Annotated in this window: 20 protein-coding genes and 1 rRNA gene; 7 read left to right on the top strand and 14 right to left on the bottom strand. The window is 44.8% G+C overall.

Annotated features, from left to right (window positions below; all coding sequences use genetic code 11):
• Positions 1 to 45 precede the first annotated feature (45 nt).
• The 3 genes from HNR44_RS07920 (at position 46) to HNR44_RS07910 (ending at position 4,950) form a co-directional block, all read left to right on the top strand.
• A complete protein-coding gene (locus HNR44_RS07920; RefSeq protein WP_184403632.1) occupies positions 46 to 3,393 on the top strand; it encodes an efflux RND transporter permease subunit in 3,348 nt (1,115 codons plus the stop codon).
• A gap of 457 nt (positions 3,394 to 3,850) precedes the next feature.
• Complete coding sequence (locus tag HNR44_RS07915) at positions 3,851 to 4,525, top strand: YetF domain-containing protein (RefSeq protein WP_184403631.1); 675 nt, start codon at positions 3,851 to 3,853, stop codon at positions 4,523 to 4,525.
• An 83-nt stretch (positions 4,526 to 4,608) separates the two neighbouring features.
• The gene (locus HNR44_RS07910) at positions 4,609 to 4,950 is read left to right on the top strand and encodes a DUF4870 domain-containing protein (protein WP_246407194.1); all 342 of its coding nucleotides are present in this window, start codon (positions 4,609 to 4,611) and stop codon (positions 4,948 to 4,950) included.
• 145 nt (positions 4,951 to 5,095) lie between these two features.
• On the opposite strand, the gene eutB is transcribed toward HNR44_RS07910, so the two are convergent.
• Positions 5,096 to 6,049 (bottom strand): hydroxyectoine utilization dehydratase EutB, encoded by a 954-nt coding sequence (gene eutB / locus HNR44_RS07905; protein WP_184403630.1) that lies wholly within the window; start codon positions 6,047 to 6,049, stop codon positions 5,096 to 5,098.
• A gap of 324 nt (positions 6,050 to 6,373) precedes the next feature.
• Here eutB and HNR44_RS07900 point away from each other — a divergent pair, with 324 nt between their 5' ends.
• Entirely contained in the window at positions 6,374 to 7,321 is a 948-nt protein-coding gene (locus HNR44_RS07900) for a cyclodeaminase (protein WP_184403629.1), read from the top strand.
• A 6-nt stretch (positions 7,322 to 7,327) separates the two neighbouring features.
• Here HNR44_RS07900 and HNR44_RS07895 read toward each other — a convergent pair whose 3' ends face one another.
• Positions 7,328 to 7,717 carry a hypothetical protein gene (locus HNR44_RS07895; RefSeq protein WP_184403628.1) on the bottom strand — a complete coding sequence of 130 codons (390 nt, stop codon included), beginning with the start codon at positions 7,715 to 7,717 and terminating at the stop codon, positions 7,328 to 7,330.
• Positions 7,718 to 7,853: 136 nt separating this feature from the next.
• On the opposite strand from HNR44_RS07895, the gene HNR44_RS07890 reads away from it, so the two are divergent.
• Together HNR44_RS07890 and HNR44_RS07885 are read left to right on the top strand one after the other, a co-directional pair.
• Positions 7,854 to 8,822, top strand: a complete 969-nt coding sequence (locus HNR44_RS07890) for a sugar kinase (protein WP_184403627.1) — start codon at positions 7,854 to 7,856, stop codon at positions 8,820 to 8,822.
• Between the two features lie 18 nt (positions 8,823 to 8,840).
• Positions 8,841 to 9,473, top strand: a complete 633-nt coding sequence (locus HNR44_RS07885) for a bifunctional 4-hydroxy-2-oxoglutarate aldolase/2-dehydro-3-deoxy-phosphogluconate aldolase (protein ID WP_184403626.1) — start codon at positions 8,841 to 8,843, stop codon at positions 9,471 to 9,473.
• Positions 9,474 to 9,793: 320 nt separating this feature from the next.
• On the opposite strand, the gene HNR44_RS07880 is transcribed toward HNR44_RS07885, so the two are convergent.
• From HNR44_RS07880 to HNR44_RS07855, 6 genes are all read right to left on the bottom strand, one after another.
• Positions 9,794 to 11,680 carry a PTS fructose transporter subunit IIABC gene (locus tag HNR44_RS07880; RefSeq protein WP_184403625.1) on the bottom strand — a complete coding sequence of 629 codons (1,887 nt, stop codon included), beginning with the start codon at positions 11,678 to 11,680 and terminating at the stop codon, positions 9,794 to 9,796.
• Positions 11,670 to 12,608: a 1-phosphofructokinase gene (gene pfkB / locus HNR44_RS07875; protein WP_184403624.1), complete on the bottom strand. Its 939-nt coding sequence runs from the start codon at positions 12,606 to 12,608 to the stop codon at positions 11,670 to 11,672. The genes HNR44_RS07880 and pfkB overlap by 11 nt, the downstream gene beginning before the upstream one ends.
• Entirely contained in the window at positions 12,605 to 13,360 is a 756-nt protein-coding gene (locus tag HNR44_RS07870) for a DeoR/GlpR family DNA-binding transcription regulator (RefSeq protein WP_184403623.1), read from the bottom strand. The genes pfkB and HNR44_RS07870 overlap by 4 nt, the downstream gene beginning before the upstream one ends.
• A gap of 453 nt (positions 13,361 to 13,813) precedes the next feature.
• A complete protein-coding gene (locus tag HNR44_RS07865; RefSeq protein WP_184403622.1) occupies positions 13,814 to 14,632 on the bottom strand; it encodes an SPL family radical SAM protein in 819 nt (272 codons plus the stop codon).
• A gap of 5 nt (positions 14,633 to 14,637) precedes the next feature.
• Positions 14,638 to 15,174: a methylated-DNA--[protein]-cysteine S-methyltransferase gene (locus HNR44_RS07860; RefSeq protein WP_184403621.1), complete on the bottom strand. Its 537-nt coding sequence runs from the start codon at positions 15,172 to 15,174 to the stop codon at positions 14,638 to 14,640.
• Between the two features lie 11 nt (positions 15,175 to 15,185).
• A complete protein-coding gene (locus HNR44_RS07855; RefSeq protein WP_184404111.1) occupies positions 15,186 to 15,734 on the bottom strand; it encodes a bifunctional transcriptional activator/DNA repair enzyme AdaA in 549 nt (182 codons plus the stop codon).
• 95 nt (positions 15,735 to 15,829) lie between these two features.
• On the opposite strand from HNR44_RS07855, the gene HNR44_RS07850 reads away from it, so the two are divergent.
• Positions 15,830 to 16,750, top strand: coding sequence for a DNA-3-methyladenine glycosylase family protein (locus HNR44_RS07850; RefSeq protein WP_184403620.1), 921 nt, complete (start codon positions 15,830 to 15,832; stop codon positions 16,748 to 16,750).
• Between the two features lie 116 nt (positions 16,751 to 16,866).
• On the opposite strand, the gene HNR44_RS07845 is transcribed toward HNR44_RS07850, so the two are convergent.
• The 6 genes from HNR44_RS07845 to rrf all read right to left on the bottom strand — a co-directional run.
• A complete protein-coding gene (locus tag HNR44_RS07845; protein ID WP_184403619.1) occupies positions 16,867 to 17,997 on the bottom strand; it encodes a mannitol-1-phosphate 5-dehydrogenase in 1,131 nt (376 codons plus the stop codon).
• Entirely contained in the window at positions 17,997 to 18,431 is a 435-nt protein-coding gene (locus HNR44_RS07840; RefSeq protein ID WP_184403618.1) for a PTS mannitol transporter subunit IIA, read from the bottom strand. The genes HNR44_RS07845 and HNR44_RS07840 overlap by 1 nt, the downstream gene beginning before the upstream one ends.
• The gene (locus HNR44_RS17940) at positions 18,428 to 20,512 is read right to left on the bottom strand and encodes a PRD domain-containing protein (RefSeq protein WP_184403617.1); all 2,085 of its coding nucleotides are present in this window, start codon (positions 20,510 to 20,512) and stop codon (positions 18,428 to 18,430) included. The genes HNR44_RS07840 and HNR44_RS17940 overlap by 4 nt, the downstream gene beginning before the upstream one ends.
• 12 nt (positions 20,513 to 20,524) lie before the next feature.
• Positions 20,525 to 22,270: a PTS mannitol transporter subunit IIBC gene (locus HNR44_RS07830; RefSeq protein ID WP_184404109.1), complete on the bottom strand. Its 1,746-nt coding sequence runs from the start codon at positions 22,268 to 22,270 to the stop codon at positions 20,525 to 20,527.
• 217 nt (positions 22,271 to 22,487) lie between these two features.
• Positions 22,488 to 23,417, bottom strand: coding sequence for a manganese-dependent inorganic pyrophosphatase (locus HNR44_RS07825; RefSeq protein WP_184403616.1), 930 nt, complete (start codon positions 23,415 to 23,417; stop codon positions 22,488 to 22,490).
• A 436-nt stretch (positions 23,418 to 23,853) separates the two neighbouring features.
• Positions 23,854 to 23,946, bottom strand: a 5S ribosomal RNA gene (gene rrf / locus HNR44_RS07820); the annotation flags it as partial.

The raw sequence follows: 23,946 nt of genomic DNA, 5'->3' as shown, positions 1-23,946 counted from the left end.
CCCAAACATAATAGGGTGAAGAGGTTAGAAACGGAGGCATAAAACGTGAAAGTATCCAATTTTTCGATTAAGAAACCTAAATTTACGATTGTCATTATGCTCTTATTATTAATTATAGGCGCTGTTTCCCTGACACGATTACCTCTTCAGCTATTTCCGGATATAGAACCTCCAGTAGCTGCCGTGGCTACCAGCTATCAAGGAGCTGGACCGGAAGAAGTCCTTAATGATGTAACCGAAGAACTGGAAGGAGAATTAGCCGCAACTTCCGGATTGCAGGATATGACCTCACAATCGTCTGAAGGATCTTCCATTATCATTCTGGAATTCAGCCAGGATACGTCCATTGATGATGTTGAAACTGATATTGTATCGACCATTACACAGGCAGATCTTCCGGATGATGCCGGCCAACCGTCTTTCATGCAATTTGACCCTTCTATGTTCCCAAGCATGCAGCTCGCTGTCTCAGCAAACGGCCAGGACGTCAGTGATTTTCAAGATGATGCCCTCGACCTGCAACAGGAGTTGTCCCGAATCGATGGTGTTGCGGATATCGATGAAGCCGGATCCCTCACTGAATTATATGAAGTGGAACTCATTCAGGACGAATTGAATGATGCCAATATGACGCAAAGTGATGTTGTTGATATGATTCAGGGGCATGATATTGCCGTTCCCGGTGGAATTGTTGAGGATGACGAACGTAGTATTACCACACGTGTATTAAGTGAACTGACGAACCAGGAAGACCTGGAAGAACTCGTTATTTCCCAGAACCCGGAAACCGGTGAAGAAATAACGCTTAATGACGTTGCCAATATTTCTTTCACTACAGAAGATGGGGATACCATTACCCGTGCCAACCAGAATGCCGCCATGCAATTCAGTGTCATGGAAGAGTCCGATGCCAATACGACACAAGTGGAGCAGGCGTTCAATGATGAACTGACAGAGTTACTGCAAGAGGATGCTTATGATGATTTATCCGTCGTGACGCTTTACAGTGAAGGGGAATTTATTCAAGATGCTGTTGACAATGTCGCCGTCATGTTAGTTGCCGGCGGGGCCCTTGCAATGCTGGTCCTTTTTGCCTTCCTACGTAATTTAAAAACACCATTCATTATAGGGTTATCCATGCCATTTTCGATCATTGTCACCTTTTCCCTCTTTTACTTTGCCGGTATGAGTTTAAATATGTTGACGCTCGGGGGGCTTGCGCTCGGTATCGGGATGTTGTTAGATAACTCCATCGTCGTGATCGAAAATATCTATCGCCATCTATCGATGCGAAAATCTCCGAAACAAGCAGCCTATGAAGGAACAAAAGAAGTCGGAGCAGCCATAACGGCATCAACGTTGACGACGGTTGCTGTCTTCCTCCCCGTTGTGTTTATTACGGGACTGGTCGGAGACTTATTTACACCTTTGGCTTTAGCTGTGTCCTTTAGTATACTCGCTTCCTTGGCTGTTGCACTTACCGTCGTACCGATGATTGCCAGTCGCGTGTTAAGCATGCCCTCGGAAGACACAGAAGAAGAGCGCCAAAGATCTTCCCGTCTCCTCAATTTTGTGGAGAAGGGAGCAAAATGGGCGCTTAGACGCCGAATCGTTGTTGTCATCATTACATTGCTTCTGTTTGCCATTGGATCATACGGACTGACAACCGCTGGCCTGGAATTTATGCCAGATGCTGATGAAGGATCATTTATGGTTGAAGTCGAACATGATTTTGGCACACAACTGAACCAAACAGAAGAAACCGTTGCTGAAATCGAAGAAGAAATTGACAATCACCCCGAAATCGAGAATTACATGAGCACGATCGGATCCAGTGCCATGGAAGGTGGAGGCAACTTCACTTCAGAAAGCAATATTGCCGAGGTTATGATTAATTTAGTTCCAGTTAACGATCGAGATATGAATACAATAGAATTCTCGGAGATGGTTGAAAGCGATCTTGAGAATATCGATACGGATGCTGAAATCGACGTCAATGTTATGTCTCAGGCAGCGATGGGAGATCCGAACACCTTTGTCTTCTCGATCAACGATCCTGATCGTGAACGCCTGGAGGAAACAGCAGACGATCTAGTGGAGGAACTGGAAGAGGAATCCGAAATTAACCAGGTAGATACCAGCCTGGAAGAGACAGCACCAGAACTGCAAGTGCTCATTGACGAAGATGATGCCAGAGCGGAAGGCCTTGTTCCGGCTCAAATTGCCGAGAGCGTTAATGAGCAAACAATGGGCGTAACGGCGACCACCATTCAATCAAATGAAAGTAGCCTGTACGAAGTGAATGTTCGTGGCGAAGACGAACTCACGGAAAGCGTGGAGAACTTTGAATCGCTTACGATCCAGAACGAAGATGGCGAAAACATCCCCCTCTCAGATGTGGCTGATATCGAAGAAGGAGAAGAACCCGCTACGATCGAACGTGCCGATATGATTCCTTCGGTTGAATTTGATGTCGTATATGGCAGTGCCTATAATTTGGGGGACATATCCACGCTTGTCGATGACGTTGTTTCTGATTATGGGCTTGATGACGAGGCCGAGTACGCCGTCGGCGGAGATCAGGAAATGTTGGATGATGCTTTGGGAAGTATGGCACTTGCCTTTGTGCTCGGGGTGATCTTTATATACCTCGTCATGGTCGCACAATTTGAGTCCTTCAAGTATCCGTTCGTCATTATGTTTACGGTTCCTTTCTTTGTCATTGGTGTTACGTTGGCACTGACGGTTACGCAAACCCCCGTAAGCGTCGTTGCCTTGATAGGGATTCTTGTCCTTACCGGGATCGTCATTAACAATGCCATCGTTCTTGTCGACTATGTCAATCAGAAAAAAGAGCAAGGAATGAGAACCTATGATGCCTTGATTACAGCGGTTAAAGACCGGGTCCGTCCGATCTTAATTATGGCCATCAGTACGATTTTAGCGGTTACTCCGCTTTCCCTGGGTATCGGTGAAGGGGCAGAAATTCAACAACCGATGGCGATTGTTGTGATCGGTGGTTTAATCAGCAGCACTTTCTTAACACTCTTTGTCATCCCGGTGATCTACAGCTTTTTGGATCCTGAGACTCGCAATATGAATAAGAAGTATTTAACGCCGGAAGGAAACATTATCTACGCCAGAGACTTGTCTCCAAAGATGAATAAAGAGAATGTGGAAGATCCACCTAGTGAAGATTTGCATGAATATGAACAAAAAGAAGCAGGAGTAGAAGAAACAGCAGAAGAAGAAACAAAAGACCATACCTCTGCTCCCGAATCATCCGAAGAACATTCACCGAAGGATCAAAATGAAAAAGATGATCACTTATCGGAAGATGAAATCGTGGATGTATTAGAGGAAATCATTCGCCGTAGAAAACGAGACAAATAATACAACAGCAGTAGTCCCCATAAGTAGCCAAGGGGGCTACTGCATCTTTATTATGGGATTTGCTCTCATGCTTTTTTTGTAAAAATTAAAATATACGTTGGCAAATAAGCAGTCCCGTACCACTTCTGCTGTAAACAGGGATATTGGGCTAGCAAAATATTTTTCAAAAAAAGTGATCCTTTGCTAATTCTTTTTGTACCCTTCCATACAATTCTAAATTACCTGGCCCCGGTCATATCGATCATCTTAGCGCTTATGGGAATTGCGATTGTCAGGCGAAAAGCCGAATCTATTCATTATGAGAAACACACTTCTTAAAAAAGATCTAGCGCAACGGAATGGAACGCTACAACGGTTATTACCCTTGGGGGGATTCTTTTTCTACTTTCGTTTTTGTTTATTCCATCCTTACTTCGTCCATCATAAGAAATAAAGTGAGTAAGGAGCCAAATATTTCATGGAATACCTCTCAACTACCGTTGAACTTGTCATAGGTTTTATCGCATTACTGATTATGACGAAATTACTTGGGAAATCTACGCTATCCCAGATCACACCATTTGATTTTATCTCAGCGCTTATTCTAGGAGAACTTGTTGGAAATGCCATTTATGATCAGCAAGCGAAACTTGGCATTATTCTTTTTTCAGTGGCGTTATGGGGGCTTTTGATCTATATTATTGAATGGTTAACGCAAAGATTTCGCGGAACAAGGAAAATACTTGAAGGGAAACCATCCGTTCTTATTCGTAACGGGCATCTCGATCGACAAGAAATGAAAAAGAATAAACTGGACATCAATCAGCTGCAACATTTACTTCGAGAGCAAAAAGTGTTTTCAATTAGAGAGGTCGCATATGCTATTTTTGAAACGAATGGAACGGTTAGCGTATTAAGCAAATCGAACTACGAAAATCCGACGAAGGCCGATTTACAAGTACCACCCACAGCTGCTTATCTTCCCGTTACCTTTATCAATGATGGACATGTCGATTGGGAAAACCTAGAAAAATTCGGATACAATGGAGAGTGGTTGATGAATAAGCTCCGCAAGTACGGGATTGAGGAGTACAAAGATGTATTTTATTTTGAGTGGAAGGAAGATGAAGGCGAGTTTATTGAACGTATGTAAATAAAATCTTATGATAAATATGAAGGATCCATCATAACTATATGAATTGACTTCACTTTTATCGGCTGGAAGGAGGGTTTGGCTTGGCCACCCGTGAACAGCGGAACTTCGCAATGTTTAGTCACTTGATTGCATTATCCGGTTTGATCGTACCCTTGGGCTCCATTATCGGGCCCCTCGTTTTATGGCTGTTTAAAAAAGGAGAATCAGAGTTCATCGATTTTCACGGCAAGCAATCATTAAATTTTCAAATCTCCATAGGCATTTACATGCTTATTTCTGCGATCCTCTCCTTTGTTCTGATCGGGTTCTTTTTAATCGTTGCCGTTGCTATTGTATGGCTGATATTCACGATCATCGCAACCGTCCAGGCCTCCAATGGGGAACGATACCGGTATCCGCTCAGCATCCCTTTTATAAAATAGAAGTTGAATAGGCATGCCACCCATCGCTTCATTTGGGTGGCTTTGCACTTATATATTTTAAGGAAAGACAGAAACCATAATAAAAGGAATGAAGCTTGAAAAAACAGCCGCAAATAAAGGTTCCGCTGCCCCAATCAAAACTTCACTATAAATACGGCCGGACGATGTCCTGGTGCGTCTGTACATCAATCCCTGCGCCGGTCACTACGACGACTGCTGGTCCTTGCGGGCGGATCGATCCATTTAATAGCGCACCGACCCCAACGGCGGCGGCTCCTTCCACGACGAGGTGATGATGCTTGTATAGAAAGGCCATACCTCTCGCGATATCCCCTTCCTCCAAACGCAATCGCCGATCCACATACTGCTGAATCGCTTTAAACGTATAGTGGTTATCAAGTCCTATGCCTCCAAGCAAACTGTCCGCATAGGTAGGGTGCTCCGGGATTTCTACCGGTTTCCCAGCAGCAATGCTTTCGTCCATCGTCGCGCCCTTTTTCACGCTGATCCCTGTAACTGTTATCGCGTAATCAGTATGCTTCATGGCTAATCCAATACCGCTGAGCAACCCTCCGCCGGATAAACCCGCGGCGACGGTATCGACCTCGGGTAAGTCTTCCAGTATTTCCAGCGCAATCGTTCCCTGTCCAGCAATAATTTCCGGATGGTCAAAGGGGGGGACGACCGACAAACCTTCATCTTGACTTCGCTTCAGGCAAGCGGCTCCCGCTTCGTCCTGGCTTTTTCCTGTGACAACCAATTCTGCTCCACTTGACCGCAATGCCTCTTTTTTTGCTTCCGGAACTGATTCTGATACGAAAATAACCGCTCGTATCCCCATCTGTTTTGCCGCATAAGCTACCGCCAACCCGTGATTTCCAGTTGAAAACGTGCTGACGCCACGTTCTTTTTCTTTCGTGTGTAAGGATGATAAAAAATTAAACGCTCCCCGCAGTTTAAACGAGTGACTCGGCTGCATCGTTTCCAGCTTCAGAAATATCGGTACTCCGCTATGCTCTGAGAGAGCAGGGCTCGGGATGAGCGGTGTTTTTTTTAGATAATCACTTAAACGTTTGCGCGCTTTCCAAACCGTACGCATGATGTATCACCTCACCCCATATTTTAGACATTAAAATGGGAATCTCCTGCAAAAAGAAGATTAATTTTCTCTGAAAGCAGGAATATATACTAAAAGAGGATGTTCAAAAAGTCCGGGAAAAATAGCGGTCGTAATTCTTCGTCGACTTGCTTCCGCGTCTCACGTATGAAATCCATATCTTCGGAAAAGAAACCCCCTTTTCCTTCGTGAGAAGGGAATGCTTGCGTGGTGCAAGCAGGATGCCCGCAGCTGCGTCTTCTCGAACGACTCGGCTCTTTTTGTCCTGCCTTTTGAACACGCACAAAAAAAGGAGTGTGTTTGCCCATGGATATTTTTAAAGAAGAAGAGATTCGCCAGAATGTCAACATTTCATCTGAAGCGTTTACCCATATCGAAGATGCTTTTCGTAAATTATACAGCGGTGGCGTTTCGCAGCCGCCAGTGATTCACGTAAACGTACCTGAACACAATGGGGAAGCGGATATCAAAACGGCTTACATCCCCGGGTTCGAAACGTTTGCCATCAAGGTATCCGCCGGTTTTTTTGATAATCCCAAAAAAGGATTGCCGAGTCTTGGCGGCCTTATGCTCGCGATGGATTCAGAAACCGGTGTACCACGCGCGCTGCTCCAGGATAACGGTTACTTGACCGATGTACGAACCGCCCTTGCCGGTGCGGTAGCCGCTGATCAACTCGCCCTAAAAGAGATTTCAAGTGTCGGTGTGATCGGAACAGGCATGCAAGCACGCCTGCAAGTGGAAGCACTCAAGCTCGTACGTTCTTTTCATGAGGTGCATGTATGGGGGCGCACGGCAGAAAATGTGAAAAAATACCAAAAGGAAATGGAAGAAAACCATGACCTTTCCGTCCGTCTCGCGGAAAGTGCCGAAGAAGTTGTACGCGGCAATGATCTAGTCGTTACGACGACGCCATCAACAGAACCACTGATTCAATCAGACTGGCTCCACGCAGGACTTCATATCACCGCGATGGGATCCGATGCCGAGAAAAAACAAGAGTTGTCTCCAGATGTTTTTCCGAAAGCGGACCTCGTCGTTGGCGACTTGGCCTCGCAAGTATTTTCCATCGGAGAACTTCAACATGCGAAAAATACCGTAAAAGAAGATGACATTACGGAACTTGGAAAAATTTTAAGCGGGGATGCGCCAGGACGTACTCATGATGAGCAAATAACAATCGCTGATTTGACCGGTACGGGCATCCAGGATACAGCGATCGCGAATTATGCACTTGAACGAATGAAAAGGTAACGGTTTTTAGTCCGTTACCTTTTGCTTGAGCACCACGATCAAAAATAAAATGTAACTTGCAATTAAGATCGTTCCACCGCCGATATAAATCGCAAGCGTGACGCCGAAAGGCAATGCCTCTAAGGCACCTGCAAGATGCACCCACATGCCTAACACAAGGAATATCGTTCCGATCATTCCTGTCCATGTTTGCCAGTTTGCCAACCTTTTGGAAACATTAAAAAGTTGATAGTATACACCCCAGGCAAACAGCGATAACCATCCAACAACAAGGGCGTGGGCATGGACAGGACGTAATGCTGGTGAGCCTGCACCGGCCATATGGCCTCCCATGACCACCCCTAAAATACCGAAAATGGCCGCGAGAACCATTAAACGCTTCGTATATCGATTCATTGACTGGTGGTCCCCTTTTTTACTTTAGTTTATCTCCTTTAAGAGAGTATCATAGAAGTGTAGATCTATACAGGGCAATTGAGCGTATGGATTCGACAGTCTAGCAACAATTGCCGTCAAAACATAGGAGGGAACAATGAACGCAGAAGTGATTACATTCGGAGAAACGATGGTTGTATTTGAAACAACAGACACAGGGCCTTTGAAATACTCAAATTATTTTCAAAAGCGTCACGGCGGTGCAGAATCCAACGTAGCGGTGGGACTTCGTAAGCTGGGACATGCTTCCACGTGGATGAGTAAAGTAGGGGAGGATGAGCTCGGCGAATACCTTTTACATGCAATCCGGGGTGAAGGCGTAAACACCGATGATGTTATAATGGATGAAACAGCACCTACAGGGTTATATATCAAAGAAAAAAAGCGCCCAAATGAAAATAACGTCTATTACTACCGTGCTGGCTCTGCCGCTAGCAAGCTATCTCCGGAAGATCTCCATGCCGATTTATTTTCCAACCATAAAATTCTGCATGTCACCGGGATTACACCGCTTTTGAGTCAAAGCTGTGATAGCACGGTGGATCGTGCGATCGATTACGCGAAGCAGCATGGACTCACGATCTCCTTTGATCCGAATCTACGTTTTAAATTAATGAATTCATATGGCGAAGAACAGGCAAAGAATCGTATGCGAGCACTCGCTGCTGCATCTGACCTTTTCCTGCCGGGAGTGGATGAAGCTGAATGGATGTACGATACGTCCGATGAACAAACGATCGTGGCAAAGGCACGTGAGGAAGGGGCAAAAGAAATCGTCATCAAGAGCGGCAGCAGTCATTCTTATTATGCCGATCAATACGGAAATGAGGGACAAGTCCCTAGCTTTCCTGTCGAGCGAGTCATTGATCCGATCGGCGCGGGGGATGGATTTGCGGCAGGTGTGCTGTCGGGTCTCCTCGAAGGCGTTTCACTCGAGGAATCCGTTCGTTTAGGATCCGCTGTTGGCGCCCTCGTTGTTTCCTCTCCCGGGGACATTGAAGGCTTACCGACACGTGCAGAGGTTGAAAGATTTGTAGGAAAAACAAGTACAGATGTTAGCCGATAGAAAAGGAGAACAGATAAAATGAAACCAGGATTATCACAATTACTAGAATCAGGTGTCGTCGCTGTGATGAGACGTTTGCCAAAAGAACATATCCATGAAATTGCCGACGCACTTGTGGCCGGCGGTGTCACCGGACTTGAAGTCACCGTTGATTCAGATGATGCGTTCACTTCCATCCGTGAACTTCGTTCTCGTCTTGATGGTCACGCCATTGTCGGGGCTGGAACTGTGTTAGATGGAGAAACAGCGGTACAGGCGATTCAGGCAGGCGCACAGTTCATTTTCGCGCCAACGCTTGATCAGGGAACAATTGAAGCGGCTAATCGGTATAACGCGATTGTCATTCCCGGGGTTTTCACCCCTACAGAAGCATTGCAAGCGAAAAAATGGGGCGCTGATCTCGTAAAAATTTTCCCTGCTGATGCCGTAGGTCCAGCCTTTATAAAAGCCTTGCAAGGACCACTTGGGCAAATTCAAATGATGCCTACTGGCGGCATTGATCTCGATAATATTGTTGACTACATGAAAGCAGGTGCTGCCGCCGTCGGCGCCGGTGGTTCACTATTGGATAAAACGTTGATTGGAAATCAAGATTGGGATGGCTTACGCGCGCACGCGGAAAAATTCGTTGCTACAGCGAGGTCGGTATGAGTCAAGAAGAAGAGCTGTTATTCATGACAGCTCTTTTTAATCTTCTTTGCATAAATTAGGTGTCATACAGAGTGACAGTGAGTGCCCACATGTGCGCAGGTTCCCGTACAATGTGATGGCTTGACCGCCCATAAGAAAGATTTGTTCGTGCGGCAACAAATATTAATTAAACGTTTGTTTATCAAGCCAGCATCTCGTTCACTAGCTCGTACTGCGCTGAATTCTTACCCTGCCGCGCCGAAAAAAGTCCACGAATTCCGAATCCCTTTCCGCTTCCGCCGAAAACGAAGGCTTTCGTCGCTTGGACGAAAGCCTTCTTCCTATGTTTCTTCCGCTTTTTTGCGGATGAAACCTAGAATCATCCCCGTAACAATCGCTCCTGTAATAATAGCGATTGCATATAAACCAATGTGCATCGGGGAGAAATCATTGACCAGCCACATCGTGAAAATGCCGCCGTGCGGAGCGGGCATCGTCACCTGAAACAGGCCGGTTAATCCACCCGCAACCATTGCGCCTGCGACACTCGCGGGGATGACTCTGAACGGATCTGCGGCAGCAAATGGAATGGCACCTTCGGTGATGAACGAAGCACCTAATGCATAGTTCGTTTTTCCAGACTCCCGTTCTTGCTTGTTAAATTTATGCTTAAAGAACGTTGTCGCAATGGCAATCCCGAGGGGTGGAACCATACCTGCAGCCATAACCGCGGCTTGCGGGCCCAAATTGCCCGCATCAATCATCGCGATTCCGAATGTATAGGCCGCTTTGTTAATCGGGCCGCCCATATCTATCGCCATCATTCCCCCTAATAAAATTCCCAAAAGAGCCATATTCCCAGTGCCTAAATCGCCCATGGTATCCATTAACCAAGAATCAAAGGCAGCCAGCGGAATAATTAAGAAATACATGATCGTACCGGTGATAAGAATATTGAGTACGGGCGTAAACAGGATCGTTTTAATCCCTTCCAATGTCTCAGGAAAATTGGCAAGCAGTCTTTTTACACCAAGTGCCACATAACCGGCCAGAAAACCTGCAATTAAACCGCCGATAAAACCAGCGTCTGCTTGAAAGGCCATATAACCGCCAATTAAACCAGGGGCAAACCCAGGACGATCCGCCATGCTCATGGCGATAAACCCGGCAAGTACCGGAATAAACAGGGCAAAGGCATTGTCTCCACCAATAAAACCTAGCATTTCCGTTACAGGATTATCTTCACCCAAAATGGGTTCGAACAGGAAGCTAAGGGCAAGCAGGATCCCCCCGCCAATCACGAATGGAAGCATATTAGAGACGCCATTCATGAGGTGCTTATAAATTCCAGGTCCTTTCGGTGAGCTTTCTTCTTTTCCTGAGGCAGTGTCCCCATTTCCTTTGTATACAGGTTCTTTCCCTGAAAGGGAACGTTCAATCAGTTCTTTCGGTTTGCGCATGCCATCGCCCACTGGAGCATTGACCACACGTTTACCGTCAAACCGCCCCATGTCTACGGTTGTATCTGCAGCGACAATAATGCCATCTGCTTTTTCAATTTCATCCGCCGTTAATCGATTTTGGACGCCGCTGGAACCATTGGTTTCAACTTTTATACGATAGCCCATCTTTTCTGCTTCTTCCTTTAGAGCATCAGCGGCCATAAACGTATGTGCAATTCCTGTTGGACAAGCGGTAACCCCTAGTATGAAAGCGTCTTTCTCATCATCCCGGTCTGCGTCCTCTTGTTCTGCTCGTTCTTCCTGCGCCTTTTCTTCTTCTTTTTCATCCACTTTTGCGAGTATCTCACGAATAGAATTTGCATGAAGAAGGTCGTTTCGAAAATTTTCGTCCATGAGGAAAGTGGAAAGCCTCGATAATGTTTGCAAGTGCTCGTCATTTGCTCCGTCCGGCGCGGCAATCATGAAAAACAAATGACTGGGCTGACCGTCCATCGCCTCGTATTCCACTCCTTGTTGTGAACGACCAAAGGCGAGAGCCGGTACTTTTACCGCGTCTGTTTTCGCGTGAGGAATAGCAATTCCTTCACCCATTCCCGTTGTACTTTCATTTTCCCGAGCCATAATCGCTTCTTTAAAATCTTCACGATCATACAGACAACCGGCTTGATCCAATTTACCAATTAACTCATCGATGACAGGCTCTTTACCCGTAGACGTTAAGTCAAGAATCATGGTATCCGGCGTGAGTAAATCGTTAATCTTCATGCCCATTTCCCCCTTCTACCGTCTCCGCCCCCAGCGTGCTGAAATAATGATCGACCTCTACTTTTGTGCAAAAATCTGAGGAAAAAGCACTTGCACTTCCTGCCGCAACCGCGTACATCGCGGCTTGAAGCGGATCATTCGTCTCTTCAAATTTTGTGAGAAAACCTGCAACCGTGGAGTCCCCTGCCCCAACAGAATGGATAAGTTTTCCCTGAGGGGGTTGAATATGCACAACCTGACCCTTTCCAATATAGAGTCCTCCTTGGCTGCCCATTGAAATCAGAATGTGTGGAACCCCGTATTCATGTTTTAGGCGCTTTCCATAAAAGGCGGCTTGTTTTATAGAAACAATAGATTCTTGATAGAGTTCGGCTAGCTCATGATGATTCGGTTTGATAAAAAAAGGTTGGGCACATAACGTTTCATGCAAGGCCCTGCCATTTGTATCCACATAACAGCGTACCCCTTTTGACGTCGCAGACTGGACGATTTCTTTATAGGTGTCAGAGGCCAATGTACTCGGCAAACTACCTGCTAACACAAGCGTATCGCTCTCTTCCAGAAGCTCTAGCTTTTGCACGAATGTTCGTTTATTTTCTTCGGTAATATGTGGTGACTTTCCATTAATCTCTGTTTCTTCAAACGTTTTCAGTTTAATATTAACGCGTGTATCGTCGGCGATTGGAATAAAATCCGTACGTATGTTTTCTTGTTCGAGGGCTTCTTTTATATATCGGCCGGTAAAGCCCCCGATAAAGCCGAGTGCTGTATTATCCTCGCCGAGCCGATGCAACACCCGGGAGACGTTAATGCCTTTCCCGCCAGGATATTTCTCATCTTCTTCTGACCGGTTGAGCCGGCCAAGTTCAAAATCTGATACCCGTACGATATAGTCAACCGCCGGGTTCAGGGTCACCGTATAAATCACAACACAACCGTCCTTACTTCCGTATGATCTTGATAACGTTCACGTTCTGTCTTTGCCACCGCGTCTGAAAGAATTAAATCAGCTGCATCAAGCGCAGAAACGGTCGCAAAAGATACTTCTTCCAGCTTCGTATGATCCGCAAGTACATATGATTGCGCTCCGAGTGTAAGGACCGTTTCTTTTACAATTGCTTCTTCCGGATCAGGCGTTGTGTAACCGTGCCGGTCATGAACCCCATTCATCCCGAGAAAGCAGCGATCAAAGCGATATTCCGAAAGTGCTCTCATCGCTTTCGAGCCAATAAGAGCAGCCGTTTCTGTTTTCACTCGCCCGCTGGGTACATACGTTTCAATGCTATAATCAATCAGCCTTTGTACATGCTGAGTACCGGTCGTTACAACGATGACACCCTTATCTGCTAGAAAAGGAATCATCTCAAACGTTGTCGTCCCGGCATCCAAAAAAATACATTCTTTATTCTCGACAAGCTCAGCCGCGTACCTCGCAATGCTTTGTTTCTCTTCCCGGTTTTGGGTTGTTTTCTCCGCGACTGTCGGTTCCTCTTTCCTCTTTTTTTCCAGGGAAGCACCCCCGTGGACTCGCTTGATCTGCTGCTCCTTCTCCAGCTCAATCAAATCTCTGCGAATGGTAGACTCCGATGCATGGGTTTCATCGATCAATTGCTGGATCGTTACAGTTTCTCTATTTAAAAGCAAGCGAAGGATAGCTGCCCGCCGTTCCACGTGCAACATAGTGACACCTCGAATCATTCGTAAACGTTTTCATACATTCATTTTAAATTCATAATTGTTCATTGTCAATCATAATCATTCATTTTCATTCATTAACAATCAACACTTCCCATTGGTGCATCGTCGCATCACTTGGTGATTTTCTTTTTCGATGGCTATTTTTCCCGGACTTTTTGAACATCCTCTATAAAAAAGCCAGGTGACGAAAATGGAGCATAACCCTTTTAAAAGGGTGAAAGAGGCAACATCATTTAACAGTAGAGAAAAGCCTGGAGTTACCGGGCGATTTTGCGTTATTTTTATATCCAGCATGAGCAAATGATGGAATTTTTTCACCTGAAGAAATTATCGTCCATTTTCGCGAAAACCGTATGTTTTCGAAATAGACAATGGAGGCCCTTCATCAAGATTTAGATGCACTGGTGAAATGATCGCTAACGTTACAGATAACATTTAAGGCAAAAAGCCCTCACGGCTCACATACATTTGTTCTTCCGACCATACACGTTTAAACCGTTTGATTAACTTTTGGTAAGTCATAGGCTCATACCATTTTTCTAAGCCCAGCTCCTTGTATTTTGCGTAGATGCCTAAATTCTTCGTGCGCCGTCCGCCGCTGCCGTCTCCCATAAAGTAATCATCGATGCAAATACGGTCAGCTTTTCCCTTCAATAGATCCGGGAATTTCTGGCTGCTCGGCAAAAGCGGTGCGATGGTGGCTTGCGTGGGGACACCCGCTTCTTTTAACAATTCTAACGTTTTTAATCGACCGCGAATCGCTGGCGCGTCGGGTGTGAAGTGCTTTCGGATCTCTTCACGATCCGTTTCGATGGTCATGCTGACGCGAATGTTATGTTTTAAATGTAAAAATAAGTCAATGTCTCTTCTTGCCATAGGACTTCTTGTTTGCACAAAAAGAAAATCCGGCGGGTTTTCAACCATGACTTCGAGCAATGATCGGGTAATCCGTTCCTCGTGCTCCACCGGTTGGTAAGGATCCGTGCTGGATGACATGAAAATCGTTACCGCTTCCTTACGCTTGGCACGTGTCAACTCCTTTTGCAGCAGTTCCGCCGCCCCTTTTTTGACATCAACCCACGTCCCCCACTCCCCTTCACGGAATGTGGCAACCGGCATCTGGCGTACATAACAAAACGAACATCCGTAAGCACAGCCGGTATAAGGATTTAAGGAATGACTGTACCCGGATAAAAAGCCTGAACCTTTATTAAGAATGTTTTTTGGAACCTTATAGAAAAGTTCTTGTTGCAATAGCATCACCCACTATCGTTTATTTCTGATCTATTCACGCCTTCTTTTTCAATTTCCAGCAAATGCCGCTTCATCTCAAGACCTCCGCGATAGCCAGAAAGGGAACCGTTTTTCCTAACCACTCGATGGCATGGTGTTGCTATTAATACCGGATTTGCTCCAATTGCAGAGGCAACAGCTCTGAGTGCCGTTGGTTTTCCCAGCTGTTCAGCAACCCCCGAATACGTATACGTTTCACCATAAATTATTTGACCTAAGATTTCCCAGACTTCACGTTGAAAAGCAGTTCCGTGCAGATCAAGGGGCTGGGTAAACGACTCCCGCAGACCCCCGAAATATTCCTCAAGCTCTTTTTTGTAGGGCTGTAACCTTATATCATCTTCTACGATTTTATATTCTTTAAATGTCCTTTCTGCCCATTCTTCTACATGCGTAAATGATCCATTCGGCGAGCCTACATAACAGAGCCCTTTTTCCGTCGCGGCAAGAGCGAAGACCCAGCATCCATATTCCAGAATGCTCCAATACATTCGATCACCCATACGCTCACTCCTTATCTTTTCCGAAAATTCGCTGGAGTTCGTTTCATTCTTTGCTTAAACCATGTGATAAAATAGGCGGTATTCGAAAAGCCCACCGACGATCCAATTTCTGTGACCGACATATCCGTATTTTTCAGATATTCAACCGCTTTCGCCAATCGGACACCCTGAATATATTCGTTTGGGGTCATTCCTTTCATCTTTTTAAACGTGCGTTGCAAATGATATGGACTCCCATGGCTCATTTCTGCAAGGATCTCAAGCGTCAGCGGTTCCTGAAAATGAGTATCTATCCACTCTACAATGTGGGATATCCATTCTTCATCCGGAAGTTGCAGGCCATCCGGCTTGCAGCGTTTACAAGGCCGAAATGCCTCTGCTATCGCCAGCTCTGCATTCTTGAAAATACGCACATTTTCTTTATTTGGCACTCTCGACTTACAGGAAGGACGACAAAAGATACCTGTTGAAGTTACCCCATAAAAAAACAGATCATCATAGGATGCATCATTCATTACAATAGCTATCCAATACTCGTTTTTGATGGTCATATCAGCCATCACCTCTAGGGTCATTATAAACGATCACGCCTGTGAAATATCCATTTGATGAATGGATAAGCAAGATATCAAAATAAAGAAAAGGAGAAAATGTAATGGAGACGATACCGCAAGATGTTTGGGAAGATGAACACAATCGGCTGCGAATTTTTACGCCAGAAGAATTTAGTTTCAAAGAAAACTTGAACTATTTATCAAGATCAGCGGATGAATGCATGTTTGATATTCTAGATGAAAAAATTTACAGAGCTTTACCATTGAAAAATGAAACCGCACTTATAGAAATGAGTGCGGAGACGGATCGGATCATCCATGTTCGTTTCTTTTCCAACACGACACCCGAATATATCTCAGACCGAGCTGAAGTCGCCACCTATATCTGGAACTGGTTTGACCTAGAAACCAACCTGCAACCTTTTTATCAATTAGCCAAAAACGACCCATTGCTACACGAACCTACAGCTCGATTTTTTGGCTTACGAAATGTTGGGCTCCCTAATTTATTCGAAGCCTTAGCCTGGGGGATTATCGGCCAGCAAATCAACCTTTCTTATGCCTATACGTTAAAAAGGAGTTTTGTAGAAAAATTCGGCGACCAAGTGGAAAATTATTGGCTCTTTCCCCGTCCGGAGAAAATCGCGAGGCTCCACGTGGAAGATTTGTTCGATTTAAAAATGACGGCGAGAAAACGTGAATATTTAATAGGCGTTGCCAAACTGATCACCAACGGCGAGTTATCCAAAGCAAAGTTACTCGCTGCGGAAGATTTTAAAACTGCTGAAACGATGCTTACGCGTATTCGTGGCATAGGCCCATGGACTTCCAATTATGTATTAATGCGTTGCTTACGTTACCCTTCGGCATTTCCCATCGACGATGTTGGTTTGCAGAACGCCTTTAAGCTCATGCTCGGATACAAAGAGAAGCCAACCAAAGAAGAAATTCGTCATTACGCTAAAAATTGGCAGGGGTGGGAAACCTATGCGACCTTCTATTTATGGAGGATGCTGTACTAAAACTTGAATCGTGGCGTGGTACGTCAATTTCTGTGGGGATTCTGCCAATGACGTAGCCTACCCGCCGAAACCCCTTCTACGTAAAAAAGCTGCCCGCACACGGGCAACTCTTCTGTTTAACGATTGGCCAACATTTCGATCTGTTGAATGAGCGGATGAGACTCCTCAAGATTTGCCACTGCAGCAAGCGCTGGCCCGTACCCATTCGTTTGTATCATTTCTTGCAGTCTTTCACTTTCTTCATCACCTTGCACGTGAAAGTGGAGCGCATGAAAAATGGTTTGAGGAAGGGCTTGCGGATGCTTGCCGATATCATAGAGCATGCATGCAGGTTTCACGAGCCGTTCATGAGCACCCAGTTTACGGATAGGGCCGCGGCCCACACGTTCAACCAAATCTTCTATATTAGGATTTTGAAAACGGGTGATGATTTTATCAATATACGTTTCCTGTTCTTCCATGTTAAACCCATATTTCTCGATAAGTACCTCTTTTGTTTCATTTAAAGCGGCGCGCACAAGTGGTTTGATTTCATCATCGACAAGTGCTTCCCTGATTGTTTTATATCCTTCCCGGAAGCCGGCATAAGCTGCTGCCGCATGACCGGTGTTAACGGTGAAAAGTTTACGCTCAATGTATGGATCGAGATCATCCACCACTAACGCTTCATCCACTCCCAGCGAATTTTTCAACGAAGATCCTTCAACGACCCATTCATAAAACGGCTCAACCGTTACCGCTAGTACATCACTTGATTGAACATTGGGCACGATTCGATCCACTGCCGCATCGGCAAAACCGGCGATCCCTTCCACTTCCTCCCCTTCTTCAGGAGTAAGGGAAGCAAAAATCTCTTTCTTTAACTCAGACGTAGCACGAACTGCATTTTCACAGGCAATAACGTTAACCTTCTGCTGCGAATCACGCCTGGAAAGTCCTTTAGCAATGGCAGGGGCGATGTGCTGCAAAACGTTTGGACCTACTGCTGTTGTGACGAGATCTGCTTGTTTTACAGCAGTCATAACAGCTGATTCGCCCTCTACACTATGAATGCCTTCAACGTTCTTAACCTCAAATGTCTCTTTCTTTTCACCAGCAACTGTAACTGTATACTGTCCACGCTTATTAAGAGCATCAATCACATGCTCATTCACATCAACAAACGTCACCGAATATCCCGCATAAGAAAGAAGGGCACCGATAAACCCCCGGCCAATATTTCCTGCCCCAAAATGAACAGCTTTCATTATTCATTTACCTCAGAAAAGAAATCAAGAACTTCATCTTCTGTTCTAGCTTGTAAAAGCTTCTCTACATTTTCTTCTTCTGAGCAAGCAATGGCTATTTTAGAAAGAATGCTTAGATGTTCATCTCCTTTTCCAGCAATTCCGATCACAAGCCGAACGTCCTGCCCATCCCAATCGATAACATCATTCGTGATAAGAATAGATAAGCCGGTTTCCTGTACTTCATCACGTGCATCCTCTGTTCCATGAGGAATCGCAAGCAAGTTGCCCATATACGTCGTCGATACTTCTTCCCGTTCATGCATTTTACTAATGTAGCTTTCTCTAATATACCCTTGATCAGCCAGGACTTGCCCTGCTTCATTGATTGCTTCTTCCTTTGTGGTTGCCTTTGCAGACAGACGGATATTTGCTGTGTTTAAAATTGAACTCATTCGTATTCCACTCCTTCTTGTATCAATGCAAGTAAATAGTCACGGCATTTTTGTTCTAAAAAATAATAGATTTCTTCCTTAGTGCCTGTTTCAAATCGTGCGACCTGTTCTTTTGGACCCACAAATAACATACTCATATAGCTCATGAATGCAAGTTCGTGTTCCTGAAAATCTTCCGGGGCAAGCATAATCATGATTCGTTTTACATGCTGCATTTCAGAACCCATTGATGCGATTGGCTTCGAGTTATCTAGCTCAACGATATGAAAAACAGGGGCTCTCACATCCTTTGTCCTTGTATGAAAAAGAGCAAGGGACGTTTCGGGAATAGCTACCCCGCCCCGAGATTCTCTGGCCAAAAGCGCTTGATAGACGGAACTTGAATCGTAAATTTGGGCGTGTTCTTCCAGCGTTCTACAACTGGTCCACAAACCTTCTTCCACACTTTTTGAGCCATCCATTTGATAGGACTGTAAAAAATGATGGATAGCCTCACTAACATCAGCTGTCTTTTGAAACGTAGCCAAATCTGTTTTTTGAACATTCGCAGGATCCTTTCGATTACCCGAAGGCTGTACTTTTCGTTCATCAACATAGGCTCGAATACGATTGACTTCTTCAGTCGTTAACACCGGGCTCACACGCAATGATGATTTTGATTGATCCAGATGAACAGTGGAAATGAAGAGGTCAAAATCATCGGGGTCATATTTTTTTAAATCAAACAAAGAAGCATTCGTAATCGATGTAATCTCGGGAAACTCCTGTTCCAAGCGGCTGGCAAGCATTTTCGCAGAACCAATTCCGCTTGCACAAACAACAAGGGCAGAAAGAGGAGTGAACCGCTTCCGTCTTTCTAGGACCGCACCAAAATGTAATACCAGATAGCCGATTTCTTCATCTGGCACCTCAAGCGGCGCAAACGTTTTTTTAACCTGTCGGCGAACCACCGCAAATAACGAAGGATATTCGCTCTTAATTCGAACAAGTAATGGATTGGTGATTTTCATTTTTTGGCGAATGCGGTATAGGGTTGGCTTTAAGTGTGTGAGTAACCCCTGTAAAAGCGAAGGCGTTGAAAGGGAGACCCCCCATTCATCTTCCACGCCAGCAATTAAGGCTTTGATCCTTTCGATCAACTCTATATTCGATTCTTCAATATAAAAACTTTCGATATCAACGCTTGCACTTTGAGCACCGCGCAAATGCATCACGATATAGCCAATTTCAGCTCGAGGAACACTAATTCCAAATGCTTGTCCCAGCTTTTCTCCCAGTTCAAGGGCTGTCTCGTGACTTTCACCTGTCTCTAAAGCTTCAAGCTGATCCTGGTCCATTGTAATTTCTTCACCTTGGCGGATACGTTCAATCGCAAGTGTTACATGTACGATTAGCCTAATGTATGCCTGGTCCGACATTTGACCAGGCAGTGACGTTTTCACCCTCTCAACCGTATCCACCACAAGACGAATGGTGCTTACATCTACAAAATTGAGCATCCGGTGGGTGACTTCACGTTCCATTTGGTTATCTTTTACAGCGTATATGGCTCGGTAGAACGCCCCCAAGTTCAGGTTCTCTGCAATAATACTGCTCATCGCTCGGCGAACATTGGTTTCTGTTCCTTCTATATCAATGCCATACCCTCGTTTACGTACGAGCTGCAAGCCGAACTGCTCCAGCCACTCAGTCGCTTTGGTAAGATCGTTGCTTACCGTAGCTTCGGTTATATTTAAATCATTTGCAAGTGTAAAAAGCTTCATTGGCTCATGGCTATCAAGAAGTTTAACAAGAAGCAAGCTTTGTCGTTCTTCTGGTGTGAAATCAACCGCTTGAAACGAATGCAAAAACTGCTCAAGCTGGGAAAAATCCGAATGGGATCCTTCTAATTGTAGAACCCCATGCGAACCTCTTTTTATTTTTAAACCAAAATAATCAACAACTTGTTTCAACCCTTTTATATCACGTTGGACAGTGCGAGGACTTACAGCGGCAGTCTTTGCCAGTTCAGAAAGCGAAACTCCTTGACCTGCTTCAAGCAGCGTAAGTAAAATTAATCGCTCTCTAGCTGAAACGTACACCACCGACACCTCCTACTTTAAACGATCAATCAGCTCATTGTATTTTGGGCTATTCATAAAGTTATCCACGGATATATGCTCAGCTCCTGGCTGCTTTTGCTTCGCTCGATCAGTCAAATCCTTGTGCGTAATCACAATATCCGCATCATCAGGCAATTTATTGATAGCGGTATTGGAAACGTGAATGTCGGTAATTCCAGCTTTTTTCAACTTATCATTAAGCAAAGAGGCACCCATAGCACTAGAACCCATACCTGCATCACAGGCAAAAATGATTTTATCGACATGCTCGGCCTTAGCCGTGTCTTGGGTATGATTCGCTTCCCCACTATCATGCCCCTCTAATCCTTGAATAATTTCATTATAGCGCGGACTGTTCATGAAATTATCAACCGAGACATGAATGGCATCTGGCTTCTGCTGCCTTGCCCGATCGGTTAAGTCTTTATGGGTGATAATCAGATCCGCATCATCTGGAATATTCTTGATGGAGGTATTCTCTACACTTACATCTGCAACTTCCGACTTCTTCACACGATCCTTCATAATCGATGCCCCCATCGCACTTGAGCCCATTCCAGCATCACAAGCAAAAATGATTTTCGAGACATCTGCATAGCTTGAAGGTGTTTCATTCGTTTGGTTTTCAGTGGTGTTAGCAAAATTGGCAGCAACACCGCTTTCCTTGCCCTTCATCGACTGCATTTTTTCACTCGCTTGTTCGATGTCGCTCTCTTCCCCTTTGCGATCAAACTTTAAGATGAGGGAAGCCACGACAAACGATACAGCTGTTGCAGCAAGTACACCTAAAATCACTCCGAAATAATCACCAGGTGCTGTCAAACCTAGTATAGGTAAAATGCTTCCCGGGGAAGCCACACTTATCAAACCAACGTCAAACCAACTAAAGATAAACACACCGCTCATTCCACCCAGAATAACGGCGATTAGCATTAACGGCTTCATCAGTACATACGGAAAATAGATTTCGTGAATTCCGCCAAAAAAGTGGATAACCCCTGCACCGTACGCAGAAGCTTTCGCCGTTCCCCGACCAAAAATCATGAAGGCGAGCAGAACCCCCAAGCCAGGGCCAGGGTTTGCTTCCAACAAAAAGAAGATGGACTTTCCGAATTCTTCTACTTGACCCATGGCTAACGGAACAAAAACCCCATGATTAATGGCATTGTTTAAAAATAAAATTTTAGCAGGCTCAACGACAATGCTTACAAGCGGCAAAAGGTTGGCATTGATAATGGCCGCTGCTCCATTTTCAAATGCAGCCGTTAACCATGAAACGACGGGTGCGACAATGCTTGCTCCCAGAATTGCCAATAAAAAAGCTAAAATTCCAGCAGAGAAGTTATTCACCAGCATTTCAAAGCCTTGCTTAATCTTCCCTTCCATCCGCTCATCAAATTTTTTGATTACATAGCCCCCAAGAGGACCCATCACCATAGCTCCAATGAACATAGGAATATCAGCAGCAGCGATCACACCCATCGCCGCGGTAGCACCTACAACTCCACCTCTGAAATCATGAACCATGTTCCCACCGCTGAAAGCAATGAGAAGTGGAAGTAAATAGGTGACCATAGGATCAACCATATTACCAAACAATTCGATTCCAGTGAATTCGTATATGGCAGTAATGATTCCCCAAGCGATGAAAGCCCCGATATTGGGCATAATCATACTACTTAAAAAACTACCGAAACGTTGCACGCGAGAGCGTATCCCCTTTTTTCCTTCGGTCATCCGTACAACAACACCTTTATTAAAAATTCTATATGTCAATGTTACGACGTTAATAGTGTCTACGACAATCAAAGGAAAATGCAATTTCGTCATCATCTTCGTGACAATATTTAAGATGCTATGCCAAGGCCTTCCGCTCAATAATGATCTCGTTCGCTGAATTCCTGTCACAAAAAAGAGCCGCTCACGAATGAACGACTCTCTTCTAACATTTTGCTTAAGAAAATTCTTTCATAAGCACGGGAGCAATTTGTTTTTTACGGGAGACAACGCCTTTTAGTACTGCAGTATCCTCTTCAAGCGTTACATCAAATGCGTTCTCTACTTTACTGCTGTCATTGCCGGCTGCAATAACAGTGGAATCATTATTGAGGATATCAGTGATGACAAACAGGAAAACGGATAATTGTTTGTCTTTGACGGTTCCATCCATTTTCGCCATAATTTCACCTTTATGTTCAAGAACATCCGCAACATCAACGGTATTCACTTGGGCGATTTCTAATTGATGGCTGCCGACTTCAAACATTTTTGCGTCTTGTGTTAATAATTCATCTGTCGTTTTATCACTCAAGTCCGCACCCGCTTTAAGCATTTCAAGTCCATATGTTTCAGGGTCCACATCAGCCACTGATGCTAGTTCCTGTGCAGCCTTAATGTCTTCATCCGTACAGGTTGGTGATTTAAACAACAATGAATCTGAAATAATCGCTGACAACATAAGTCCTGCCAAATCTTTAGGAACCTCAACATCGTTCTCTTTATATAATTTTAGCAGAATCGTAGCTGTACAACCCACCGGTTCAGCACGATAATAGAGTGGTCCCATCGTCTCGAAATTGGCAATGCGATGATGGTCGACAACTTCAATCACTTTGAAGGAGTCGAGGTCTTCAATGCTTTGCTGGCGTTCATTATGGTCGACGAGGATTAACTCCTCAACACCTTGTTTCACTTCATTATCAGCTAACACAGGTGCTTCCATATTGAAATAATTAAGTACGTACTCCGTTTCTTTATTTACTTCACCGAGCCGCACAGGTTGTGCATGGATACCTTGTTGATTTTTCAAATGAGCATACACAATTGCTGATGTTATCGAATCTGTGTCTGGGTTTTGATGACCTGTTACGAGCACTTTAGACAATGATATAACCTCCTGTTATTCTTCTACCCTCCATAGAAGAATAACATCTCTTCCCCTCCTCAACAATAATAAGCCTTTTTTCCGGTGCTCAAATAAAACGAAAAAAGTTCTTATTCGAAAATAAACGTTTCATTACGCCGGCATACGTTACACCACTTTTAGCTTTAAGATTGCAATTAGAACACGTACCATTTGTTCCATGTGAAACAAATGACTTATAGAGATTGTTCGAAAGGTCCGGGAAACATCGCTTTCGTACCTCTTCCTCGTCTTGCATCTGCGCTCCTCAAGCGCCTGCCTGTAATTGATCACACAGAGCACTTAACTCGTATTCTATGTGCCGCTCCAATGCTAAGCATCAAAAACGCCCAAATTGTGCATGGCAACACAAAAAAAACCAACGCAAGATGAGTATCCTGCGTTGGTTTAGGGAAAAGCCAGGCGACGTCCTACGCTCACGGGGCGTTTCCGCCCGATTACCATCGGCGCTGAAGAGCTTAACGTCCGTGTTCGGCATGGGAACGGGTGG

It is taken from the genome of Geomicrobium halophilum (assembly GCF_014207655.1).
Taxonomy (GTDB): Bacteria; Bacillota; Bacilli; order Bacillales; family Marinococcaceae; genus Geomicrobium; species Geomicrobium halophilum.
This window is presented reverse-complemented; position numbering and strand designations above follow the sequence as displayed.